The organism is Blastomonas sp. CCH9-A1, from assembly GCF_001557175.1.
Lineage (GTDB): Bacteria > Pseudomonadota > Alphaproteobacteria > Sphingomonadales > Sphingomonadaceae > Blastomonas > Blastomonas delafieldii_A.
Genome location: NZ_LSHM01000068.1, coordinates 1 through 11,261, shown reverse-complemented (window position 1 = coordinate 11,261; position 11,261 = coordinate 1). Strand labels below are relative to the sequence as shown.

Below are 11,261 nucleotides of genomic sequence, written 5' to 3'. Positions count from 1 at the left end.
GCGCATTTTCACCCTCACCCAGCTTCGACTAATTCGCTTCGCTCATAAGTCTTCGCAACCCTCTCACTTCAAGGGAGAGGGTTGAATCACCCCATTGACCTGCCGACTCCGCCACGCCACATGCACGCCATGGCTGGCCGTCCCGCTCATCCCAATGATACCAACCCGCGCGCACCCGACCGCTTTCTCGAGGAAGCGGCGACCTACAGCGTGCGCGGTGCCGATGCGCCCGATCTCGACACCGGCATCGCGGCGATCCGCAACACGCTGAAAACGCTGCCGACGCGCCCCGGCGTCTATCGCATGCTCGATGCGCGCGGCGATGTGCTCTATGTCGGCAAGGCGCGCGCGCTGAAGAACCGGGTGACCAATTACACCCAGGTCGACAAGCTGCCGCGGCGCCTGCAGCGCATGGTCTCGCTCACCCGGTCGATGATGATCGTCACCACCAACAGCGAGGCCGAGGCGCTGCTGCTCGAGGCGCAGCTGATCAAGCGCTACCGGCCCGCGTACAACGTGCTGCTGCGCGACGACAAGAGCTTCCCCTATATCCTGCTGCGTGAGGATCACGACTTTCCGCGCATGTCCAAATATCGTGGCGCGCAGAAATACAAGGGCCAGTATTTCGGGCCGTTCGCCAGCGCCGGATCGGTGACCAGCACGCTCAACTCGCTGCAGAAGCTGTTCCTGCTGCGCTCCTGCTCGGACAGCTTTTTCGCCAACCGCTCGCGTCCGTGCCTGCTTTACCAGATCAAGCGGTGCTCCGCGCCCTGCGTCGACCGGATCAGCAAGGAAGACTATGCCGCGCTCGTTGCCGATGCGCGTGCCTTCCTCACCGGCAAGTCCACCGACGTGCAGGCCAGGCTCGGCAAGAAAATGGAGGCGGCGGCCGAAGCGCTCGATTTCGAGAGCGCAGCGGCCTATCGCGACCGTCTGAAGGCGCTGACCTTCATTCAGGGTAGCCAGGCGGTGAATGCGCAAGGCATTGCCGATGCCGATGTGTTCGCGATGGCGAGCCAGGGCGGTACGGTGTGCATCCAGGCGTTCTTCATCCGCGCGGGGCAGAATTGGGGCCATCGCAGCTTCTTCCCCGCGCATGTCCAGGACATGGATGAGGCCGAGATCCTCACCAGTTTTCTGATGCAATTCTATCAGGACATGCCCGCGCCGAAGCTGATCCTGACCGATCGGCAGCCGTTCGAGTGCGATCTGATGCTCGAGGCCTTGTCCGCCAACCGCTCGGGCAAGCTTGAACTGCTCGTGCCCCAGCGCGGCGAGCGCAAGCGGCTGATCGACCAGGCGCAGCGCAACGCGACCGAGGCGCTGCAGCGCCGCGTCGCCGAGAGCGCCAGCACCGCCAAGCACCTGACCGAAATGGCCGAACTGTTCGGGCTCGATGGTCCGCCCGACCGGATCGAGGTCTATGACAACAGCCATATCCAGGGCACCAATGCGCTGGGCGCGATGGTCGTTGCCGGGCCGGAGGGCTTTCGCAAGGCGGCCTATCGCAAGTTCAACATCAAGCGCGCCGAGACCGTGCCGGGCGACGATTATGCGATGATGCGCGAGGTGTTCGAGCGCCGCTTCGCGCGTGCGCAGAGCGAGGATCCCGATCGCAGCAGCGGCGACTGGCCCGATCTGGTGCTGGTCGATGGCGGCAAGGGGCAGCTCAAGGCGGCGATGGAAGCGCTGGCGGGACTGGGGATCGACGATGTCGCGCTGGTAGGCGTTGCCAAGGGGCCGGATCGCAACGCGGGGCGCGAGACCTTCTTCATGCCCGATGGCAGGGAATTCACCCTGCCGGTGAACAGCCCGGTGCTGTTCTACCTGCAACGCCTGCGCGACGAGGCGCACCGCTTCGCCATCGGCGCGCATCGCGGCAAGCGCAAGAAGGCGATGACCACCAGCCCGCTCGACGAGGTCCCCGGCATCGGTCCGGCCCGCAAACGCGCGCTGCTGATGCATTTCGGCACGGCAAAAGCGGTGCGCAGCGCTAGCCTGGAGGATCTGCAAAAGGCCCCCGGCGTCTCCAAGGCAATGGCGCAGAGCATCTATGACTTCTTCCGGGGATGATTGCATTTTTATACCATTTTGGTATATCGGCGATCCATGCAGTTCGAGTTCGATCCGGCCAAGAGCGCGCTGAACAAGCAGAAGCATGGCATCGATTTTGTCGAGGCGCAGGTGCTTTGGAAAGATCTGCGGCGAACGGAGTTCGACGCGCGTCAATTGCCTGAGGCGAGATCAGGTCTGGTTGGCGAATACGGGGGCAAGTTGTGGACAGCCATATTCACCATGCGGGGTGAGGTGGTTCGGATCATATCGGTACGCAGGTCGCGTTCAGTCGAGGTGAAACTGTATGAAGCCCAAGACGATTAGTGCAGAAGAGTTCGACCGGATGTTTGATGACGGTGAGGACATCTCGGAATATCTCGATTTCTCGACCGTTCGGCGGCCTGGCTTGGAGGCCAAGCGGGTCAATGTCGATTTTCCTGGCGATGTGGTGTCCAAGCTCGACCGCGCGGCTCAGCGGCGCGGCGTTTCGCGTCAGGCGCTGATCAAGATGTGGATCGTCGAGCATCTCGACAACGAAGCGAAGCTCGACAACGCCGCTTGACCACGCGCTGACGAGAATCCATGCCCGTCATCCGCACCCCAGGAATAGTCTGCACCGTGCGGCGGCATGGGGAGCATGGGGCGGTGGTGCGGTTGTTCACCCCCGATCATGGGCTGCAATCGGGCTATGTGCGGGGAGGGCGGTCGACGGCTTTGCGGCCCGTGCTGATGCCCGCGAACCTTGTGACCGCAGAACTGCGCAGCCGGGTGAACGATCAGCTTGGCGGGCTGACCGTCGAGCTCGCCGAGAGCCGCGCGCCTTTTTATAGCGAACCGCTCGCTGCTGCGGCGTTCGAATGGGTAACGTTGCTCACCGCCACGGTCGCGCCGGAGGATCAGCCCTTTCCCCGGCTCTATGCCGCGCTGGCGGCCTTATTCGATCTGGTCTGCGCAGCCCCCTCGGCGCGCTGGTGGCTGCGCGCGATGGTGCGGTACGAGGCGTTGTTGCTTGCCGAGCTCGGTTTCGGGCTCGATCTGGAGCGCTGCGCGGTGACCGGCGGGCGCGCGGACCTCGCCTATGTCAGTCCGCGCACCGGGCGTGCGGTGTCGCTCCACGCTGCCGGTGTCTATGCCGAAAAGCTGCTCGTGCTGCCCGCATTCATGACCAGCGCGGAAGAGCCCGATTGGGAGCAGCTGATGCAGGGCTTTGCGCTGACCGGGCATTTCATCGAACGCCAGTTCTTCACCGACCGCCGCGCCGATGCGCTGGCGGCTCGGGCGATGCTGATCGATCGCGTGCGCCGTATGGCGGGCTGACGCAAAACAATGTTGCGGAAATGCGCCGCGCAACGCTATGCGCGCCACCACAACAGACAGGATGACCCCATGAAAATTGCCATTCTCCCCGGTGACGGCATCGGCCCCGAAATCATGGCCGAGGCGGTGCGCGTGCTGCGCGCGCTCGATCTGCCGGGGGTGGAATTGCACGACGGGCTGGTGGGCGCTGCCGCCTGGCGCGTGCATGGCCATCCGCTGCCGCCCGAGACGCTGGCGCTGATGCGGGAATGCGATGCGATCCTGTTCGGCGCGGTGGGCGATCCGGCGTGCGACGGGCTGGAACGCCATCTGCGCCCCGAACAGGCGGTGCTGGGCATGCGCAAGGAGCTGGGCCTGTTCGCCAACCTGCGTCCGGCCAGGGTGTTTCCGGGGCTGGAAGCGCACAGCTCGCTGCGTCCTGAGGTGGCGGGTGCAATCGACCTGATGATCGTCCGCGAGCTCAACGGCGATGTCTATTTCGGCGAAAAGGGCATGCGCAAGACGGCGGACGGCCAGCGCGAGGGCTATGACATCATGTCGTACAGCGAGAGCGAGGTCCGCCGCATCGCGCATGTCGCGTTCCGCACAGCCCAGGGCCGATCGGGCCGGCTCTGTTCGGTCGACAAGGCCAATGTGCTCGAAACCTCGCAGCTGTGGCGCGACGTGATGATCGAGGTCGCGGCGGAATATCCCGATGTCACGCTCGAACACATGTATGTCGACAATGCCGCGATGCAGCTCGTCCGCGCGCCGGGCAAGTTCGACACCATCGTCACCGGCAACCTGTTCGGCGACATATTGTCCGATCAGGCGAGCATGTGTGTCGGCTCGATCGGCCTGCTCGCCTCGGCCTCTTTGGGCGCGGAGCAGACCGCGTTCGGCACCAAGGGCGCCTACGAGCCGATCCATGGCAGCGCGCCCGACATTGCGGGCAAGGGGCTGGCCAATCCGGTCGCGATGATCCTCTCCGCCGCAATGATGCTGCGCCACAGTTTCAGCCTGGAAGCCGAGGCCGCGCGGATCGAGGCCGCAGTAGCGAGCGCGCTCAACGCGGGCGCGCTGGGGGCCGACCTGGGCGGGACGATGGGGACGGTCGCGATCGGCGACGCGGTGCTGGCGGCGCTTTAACCACGCTCGCGCGCGACTTCGCGCCAGCCGATGTCGCGGCGGCAGAAGCCGGTGGGGAAGGTGATCGCATCGACGGCGCTGTAAGCGGCGGATTGCGCCTCGGTCACGCTGCCGCCCGTCGCGGTGACGTTGAGCACGCGGCCACCGTTTGCGACCAGCGCACCGTCCTTAAGCGCGGTACCGGCATGGAACACCTTGGCAGTGCCGACATCGCCTAGCGAGATCGCGCCGCCCTTCTCGGGCGTACCGGGATAGCCCTTGGCGGCCATCACCACGGTCAGCGCGTAATCGTCCGACAGCCGGGGAGGGGGGCAGTTTGCCAGTTCGCCCTTGGCGGTCGCGAGCAGCAGTTCGGCGAGATCGCTCTGCAGCCGGGTCATCAGCACCTGGCATTCGGGATCGCCGAAGCGGCTGTTATATTCGATCAGCTTGGGGCCTTCGCTGGTCAGCATGAGACCTGCGAACAGCACGCCCGAATAGGGCATGCCCTCGGTGGCGAGCGTGGCGACAGTCGGCGCGATGATCCGCTCCATCACCTGCGCTTCCAGCTCGGGCGTCAGCACCGGCGCGGGGCTGTACGCGCCCATGCCGCCGGTGTTCGGCCCGGTATCGCCTTCGCCCACGCGCTTGTGGTCCTGCGCCGAACCGAAGGCGACGATCGCGCGGCCATCGGTGATCGCGAAGAAGCTCGCTTCTTCACCGGCCATGAATTCCTCGATGACCACTTCCGCCCCGGCTTCGCCAAAGGCCCCGGCGAACATGTGCCCGATCGCGTCCTGCGCCTCTTGCGCAGTCTCGGCGATGATGACGCCCTTCCCCGCCGCCAGACCATCCGCCTTGATCACCACCGGCAGGTCGAAACCGGCGAGTGCGGCCTCTGCCTCGGCGCGATGGCTGGCGCGAACATAGCGCGCGGTCGGGATGTCGGCGCGATCGCACAAGGCCTTGGTAAAGCCCTTCGAGCCTTCGAGCTGCGCCGCCTTGGCGGACGGTCCGAAGACCGGCACACCAGCAGCGCGCAGGCTGTCGGCCAGGCCATCGACCAGCGGCGCTTCCGGGCCGATCATGACCAGCCCGATCGCCTTGTCGGTGCAGAAGGCCGCAACCGCTGCATGATCGGTCACATCGAGCGAGACGCAACTGGCGTGCTCGGCTATCCCCGGATTTCCGGGCGCGGCGAAGATGCTTTCCACCTGCGGGGATTGCGCCAGTTTCCAGCACAGGGCATGTTCGCGTCCACCGCTTCCCACCAGCAGGATATTCATGCCCGACCCCTTTTCAGATGATGTTCCAATGCGTTCTGGCGGGCTGTTAGCCCAGATGCCCCCCGGCGACAACGCCCCGCCGCTGTCGGTTTCGGAAATCTCCGGGCAGTTGAAGCGCATGGTCGAGGACCGGTTTTCGCATGTGCGGATTCGTGGCGAGATTTCGGGCTTCAAGCGCGCGGCATCGGGCCATTGCTATCTGGCGCTGAAGGACGACAAGGCGGTCATCGACGGCATCATCTGGAAGGGCACGGCGCAGCGGCTGCCCTTCCGGCCCGAGGACGGGCTTGATGTCATCGCCACCGGCAAGCTCACCACCTTTCCGGGCCGGTCCAAGTATCAGATCACGATAGAATCGCTCGAGCTGGCGGGCGAGGGCGCGCTGATGCAGCTGTTCGAGAAGCTGAAGGCGCGGCTCGCCGCCGAAGGGCTGTTCGATCCCACACGCAAGCGCGCGCTGCCCTTCCTGCCGCGCACCATCGGCGTGGTGACATCGCCGACGGGCTCTGTGATCCGCGACATATTGCATCGGCTCGCCGATCGCTTTCCGAGCCATGTGCTGGTCTGGCCGGTGCTGGTGCAGGGCGAGGGGGCCGCAGGCCAGGTTGCGGCGGCGGTGCGCGGGTTCGGCGCGATGCCCGAGGGTGAGCGGCCCGATCTGCTGATCGTCGCGCGCGGGGGCGGGTCGATCGAGGATCTCTGGGCGTTCAACGAGGAGCCGGTGGTCCGCGCGATTGCTGAGAGCGTGATCCCGGTGATCTCCGCCGTGGGGCACGAGACCGATACGACGCTCGCCGATTTCGCCGCCGATCGCCGCGCGCCGACGCCGACGGCGGCCGCAGAGATGGCGGTGCCGGTGCGGTCCGAACTGCTCGCCGGGGTGGCAGAGCTGGGCCTGCGCGCCAGCCGTGCGGTGAACCGCAGCCATGCTCTGGCGCGCGAGCGGCTGGAGGCGAGGGCCCAGCGCCTGCCGCGCCTCACCGATCTGCTCAGCCCGCAACAGCAGCGTGCCGACGATCTGGGCGAGCGGCTGCGCGCGGCGCTCGGCCTGCAGCTGGCGCATGCGCGCGGCGCGCTGGCGCGGACCTCGGGCGCATTGCGCCCCGCCGTGCTCGATACCCGGGTCGCGCACGCGCGCGACCGGCTGGCGCGGCTGACGCTCGATCCGGCGGTGCTCGATCGCATCACTCGCCGTGCCGGCGAACGGCTCGCCGGGCTGGAGCGGGTGCTGGCGCAGCTTGATCCCGATGCGCCGCTGCAGCGTGGCTATGCCCGCGTGACCGCTGGCGATGGGCGGACGCTGATCGACAAGGCCGTGGCAGCGCGCGAGCCGCGGCTGACGCTGCATTTCCGCGACGGAGCGCTCGATGTCGCACCAGCGGATGGTCCGCCTCCGCCGCCGGCTTCTCCCACTCCTGCAGCCAAGGCGAAGCCCAGGCCCGCCGAGCCGCGTCAGGCGAGTTTTCTGTAGATTTGCGCTGGCGTGCCGGATCGCTTATCTTCGGCGAAACGCGCAGCGAGCCATCGGTAAAGCTGCGATACAGCCTATTTGGAGCATGATGACCCCATGTTGATGTCCAACCGCGATCGCGTTGCCCGCGTGCACTATATGCCCAATGGTTTCCGCCTGCTCAGCGCGGGCGACCATGTCCTGTGTGCCGAGACCGGGCAGAAAATCGATCTGGAAGAGCTGCGCTACTGGAGCGTCGAGCGGCAGGAGGCTTATGCCAGCTGCGAGATTTCGGTGCGCGCGGCGCTCGGCCAGGGCTGATCGCATGCGGGGGCCGCTTACGTTCGCCGGTGCGATCGTGCTGGCGACGACTGCCCCGCTGCTGGCGCAATCCCAGCCATCGCCTGCGCCAACACATTCGGCTCCGCCAGCGCCGAGCGGCCCGGATTTTCTCACCCGTCCTTTCGGGGCGATGCGCCCATTGCCAAGCGGCATCCGGTTGAGCGGTGCGCCGGTGCAGGGTGCCTTGTTGCGCGGCACCGTGCCCCGGGGCGTGACTGCGCTCGATCTCGACGGCGTCCCGGTGCCGGTTGCGCCCGATGGCGCGTTCCTGCTCGGTTTCAACCGCGACGCGCCGCCGCTCGGCGTGCTGACCGTGACCTTCGCCGACGGGCAGGTGGTGACCGAACCGCTGTCGATCGAACCCCGGGCATGGCGGCGCGAATTCGTCGCGGTGGCTGCCCGCGGCGGCATGCCCAGCGAGGCGTTCATGGCGCGGCGCAAGCCCGAGCTCGAGATGATCGAGGCGGCGCGCGCTCGGCAATCGGACAGCGCAGGCTGGCGTCAGCAGTTCATCTGGCCCGCCACGGGCCGCGTTTCGGGCATCTTCGGATCGCAGCGCATCTATGCGGGCGAGCCGGGCAGCTTCCATAGCGGCGTCGATGTTGCGGGGACAGTCGGCACGCCGGTGGTCGCTCCGGCGGACGGCGTCGTCATCCTCGCTGCGCCAACCCCGTTCTCGCTCGAGGGCAATCTGCTGATGATCGACCACGGCATGGGGCTGAACAGCGCGTTCCTCCACCTGTCGGCGATCGATGTGAAGCTGGGCGATACGGTGCGCCAGGGGCAACAGATCGGCCGAATCGGGGCAACGGGCAGGGCCACCGGACCGCACCTCCATTGGAGCATGAAGTGGAACGACGCCCGGATCGACCCGCAACTTCTGGTTGGTCCCATGGCGCAATGAAATAATTTTATTTCTCAACAATTCCGGGCCTGCGGGTAAATGTGGCGTTCATGTTACAGGTTCGCGTAAAACTGGCTCAATAAACCCCCCTCGCGCTTTACATCCGGCGGAACCGGCAGTTAGCTGATGCCAAGGTCTGGGGAGACTGACAGGTATCATTTGCTGCGTGTCGGCCCCTGAGCGCCTTAGTTTTGCGCATTGCACATTACCGCACAGGGGTTGCATCACATGAGAATTTCTTCACGCCTGTTTGCCGGGGTCGCTCCGGTCGTTCTGGGGATGGCGCTGACCGCCGCCCCCGCATTCGCCCAGGAACAGGATGCCCAGGACCAGGAAACGGCTTCGAATGAAGTCGACGCTTCTGCCATCGTCGTCACCGGTTCGCGCATCGAACGTCCCAATGTGGATTCGCCTTCGCCGATCACCTCGATCACCATTGCTGACCTTGCGGCGGGCGGTCAGGTGACTCTGGGCGACGCGCTCAATGATCTGCCGGCACTGCGTTCGACCTTCTCCCAGTCGAACTCGACCCGCTTCATCGGCACTGCCGGTTTGAACCTGCTCGACCTTCGCGGCCTGGGAACCAACCGTACGCTGGTGGTGGTCAACGGTCGCCGTCACATCACGTCGCAGCCGGGCACGCCGACCAGCGTCGACGTCAACACCATTCCGACCGATCTGGTCGAACGCGTCGATATCGGTACTGGCGGTAACGCCGCCGTTTACGGTGCTGACGCCGTGGCCGGTGTGGTCAACTTCATCATGAAGCGCGACTTCGAAGGTTTCCGCCTGCGCGCCCAGGGCGGTATCTCGAGCGAGAGTGACCGTGGTTCCTATTTCGTTTCGGCGACTGCGGGTGAAAACTTTGCCGAGGGCCGCGGCAACGTTGCAGTGAACGTCGAATACGGGTTCGCTAATGATGTCTATTACACCGACCGCGATTCCGTCTATGGCGCATTTTCGGGCCGTAGCCAGTTTCAGCTGACCGAAAACACCATCGGCGAACCGGCTGCAGGCAACGGCATTCCGGACAACACCTTCCTGCGCGGTATCCGCAACAACAATATTTCGGAAGGCGGTCTGTATACTTCGGCCTGTCCCACTCCGGCTTCGGCTGCCAATGCTGCCCGCCGTGCGCTGAACTGCAACGGCCTGCTGAGCAACACCGGCCAGCCGCTTGGTTTCACCTTCGTGTTCCTGCCTGATGGCACGCTGGCGCGCAACGAAGTCGCACAGGACTTCCGTACCGTCGGATCGGCCAACTCGCAGGGTGGGCTGGGTTCGACGCTGCGCCTGACCGGACAGCTCAATCCGGAGATTGAACGCATCGCGGTCAACACTCTGGCCAGCTATGAGTTCAGCGAAGCGTTCCGGGCATTCCTCGAAGCGAAATATGTCCGCATCAATGCGATCCAGGAAGGTCAGCCGACCTTCTTCAACAACACCTTCAGCATCAACAACGCCTTCCTGACGACGCAGGCGCGCAACACGCTTGTCCAGTCGCTCGCGCCGGGTGCGACGACCTTCACCGCCCAGCGCTTCAACGTCGACTTTGGCGGTCGCGGCGAAGACCATCAGCGCGAAACCTTCCGCATTGTCGGTGGTTTCGAGGGCACGTTCAACGACGACTGGAAGTATGAAGTCGCTCTGAACTACGGTCGCTTCGAATCGTTCTACCGTACCGAGGGCAACGTGCATGTCGCGCGGTACAACAACGCGATCAATGCGGTGCGCAATACCGCAGGCCAGATCGTCTGCGGCATCAATGCCGATGCGACGGCAGCCAATGACGATCCGTCGTGCGTACCTGTCAACCTGTTTGGAAACGGACAGCCGACCCAGGCGGCTCTCAACTATTTCGTCGTCGATTCGACCCGCGTACAGAGCGCCGAGCAGATCAACGCCACGGCCTATGTCGCAGGTGACCTGTCGCAGCTGTTCGAACTGCCCGGTGGTCCGGTCAGCTTTGCGATCGGTGGCGAGTATCGCGATGAAACTGCCTTCTCGGCATTTGATGCGCTGACCCGCTCGGGTGCGACGTTCCTGAACGCCATCCCGGTGTTCGATCCGCCGCGGCTCAAGAGCTACGAAGCGTTCGGCGAAATCCGCATTCCGATCCTTTCGGAGGTGCCGTTCTTCCACGAACTTTCGCTTGAGGGCGCTGGCCGTATTGCCGACTATAACATCGGCAACTCGGGGACCGTCTACACCTACAATGTCGGCGGCGTCTGGGCCCCCGTCCGGGATCTGCGTTTCCGCGCCAGCTATGCGCGCTCGGTGCGTATTCCCACCCAGAACGATCTGTTCGCAGCACCCAGCCAGACCTTCCTGAATGGCCTGGTCGATCCCTGCGGTCAGAACAACATCAACAACAACCCCAACCGCGTCCGCAACTGCGCTGCAGCTGGCGTCCCGGTGACGGAAGTTGTCAATGGCGTCACCATTCCGTTCACGAATATCCCGGCTTCGGGTATTCGCGGTCTGAATGGTTCCAACCCGAACCTGTCGGAAGAGCGTTCGGACAGCATCACCATCGGCGTGGTTGCGCAGCCGCGTTTCATCCCGGGTCTGACGCTGTCGGTCGACTTGTATGATCCGGGGCTTGTCAAGTTCGCATTGAACGGTTCCTTCTGTTGACGCGGTGGGGGGCACACGCAATGCTCAGGGATTGGCTTCATTCGTTCCGAGGTCAGCTGATGCACTATCCGTGCATAGACTTGTATCCGGTCGCGGCCGTGCCCGCGCACCATAATCCGTATTCACATCCCCGGATCGAGCAAAGGCGGATGCGGACCAAACT

At 64.8% G+C, this 11,261-nt stretch carries 10 protein-coding genes; 9 read left to right on the top strand and 1 reads right to left on the bottom strand.

Going from position 1 to position 11,261, the window contains the following annotated elements:
* Positions 1 to 129: 129 nt before the first annotated feature.
* The 5 genes from uvrC (at position 130) to leuB (ending at position 4,500) form a co-directional block, all read left to right on the top strand.
* Positions 130 to 2,073, top strand: a complete 1,944-nt coding sequence (gene uvrC / locus AX725_RS18000) for an excinuclease ABC subunit UvrC (RefSeq protein ID WP_066114397.1) — start codon at positions 130 to 132, stop codon at positions 2,071 to 2,073.
* Between the two features lie 36 nt (positions 2,074 to 2,109).
* Positions 2,110 to 2,379 (top strand): BrnT family toxin, encoded by a 270-nt coding sequence (locus AX725_RS17995; RefSeq protein ID WP_066114400.1) that lies wholly within the window; start codon positions 2,110 to 2,112, stop codon positions 2,377 to 2,379.
* A complete protein-coding gene (gene brnA / locus AX725_RS17990) occupies positions 2,360 to 2,617 on the top strand; it encodes a type II toxin-antitoxin system BrnA family antitoxin (RefSeq protein WP_196490549.1) in 258 nt (85 codons plus the stop codon). Before AX725_RS17995 ends, brnA begins: the two co-directional genes overlap by 20 nt.
* A gap of 20 nt (positions 2,618 to 2,637) precedes the next feature.
* Positions 2,638 to 3,372, top strand: coding sequence for a DNA repair protein RecO (recO, locus tag AX725_RS17985; protein ID WP_060977040.1), 735 nt, complete (start codon positions 2,638 to 2,640; stop codon positions 3,370 to 3,372).
* A 69-nt stretch (positions 3,373 to 3,441) separates the two neighbouring features.
* Positions 3,442 to 4,500, top strand: a complete 1,059-nt coding sequence (gene leuB, locus AX725_RS17980) for a 3-isopropylmalate dehydrogenase (protein WP_060977041.1) — start codon at positions 3,442 to 3,444, stop codon at positions 4,498 to 4,500.
* Here leuB and purD read toward each other — a convergent pair.
* The gene (gene purD / locus AX725_RS17975) at positions 4,497 to 5,765 is read right to left on the bottom strand and encodes a phosphoribosylamine--glycine ligase (RefSeq protein ID WP_060977042.1); all 1,269 of its coding nucleotides are present in this window, start codon (positions 5,763 to 5,765) and stop codon (positions 4,497 to 4,499) included. The two genes, leuB and purD, sit on opposite strands and share 4 nt — an antisense overlap.
* Between purD and xseA the strand changes: the two genes are divergently transcribed.
* The 4 genes from xseA (at position 5,764) to AX725_RS17955 (ending at position 11,098) form a co-directional block, all read left to right on the top strand.
* Complete coding sequence (gene xseA, locus AX725_RS17970) at positions 5,764 to 7,236, top strand: exodeoxyribonuclease VII large subunit (RefSeq protein WP_060977043.1); 1,473 nt, start codon at positions 5,764 to 5,766, stop codon at positions 7,234 to 7,236. The genes purD and xseA overlap by 2 nt on opposite strands.
* A 96-nt stretch (positions 7,237 to 7,332) precedes the next feature.
* On the top strand, positions 7,333 to 7,536 hold the full coding sequence (locus tag AX725_RS17965; RefSeq protein WP_023837193.1) for a DUF2093 domain-containing protein: 204 nt from the start codon (positions 7,333 to 7,335) through the stop codon (positions 7,534 to 7,536).
* A 4-nt stretch (positions 7,537 to 7,540) separates the two neighbouring features.
* Positions 7,541 to 8,461, top strand: coding sequence for a M23 family metallopeptidase (locus AX725_RS17960; RefSeq protein ID WP_066114403.1), 921 nt, complete (start codon positions 7,541 to 7,543; stop codon positions 8,459 to 8,461).
* 228 nt (positions 8,462 to 8,689) lie between these two features.
* Entirely contained in the window at positions 8,690 to 11,098 is a 2,409-nt protein-coding gene (locus tag AX725_RS17955; protein ID WP_082737496.1) for a TonB-dependent receptor domain-containing protein, read from the top strand.
* Positions 11,099 to 11,261: the final 163 nt, after the last annotated feature.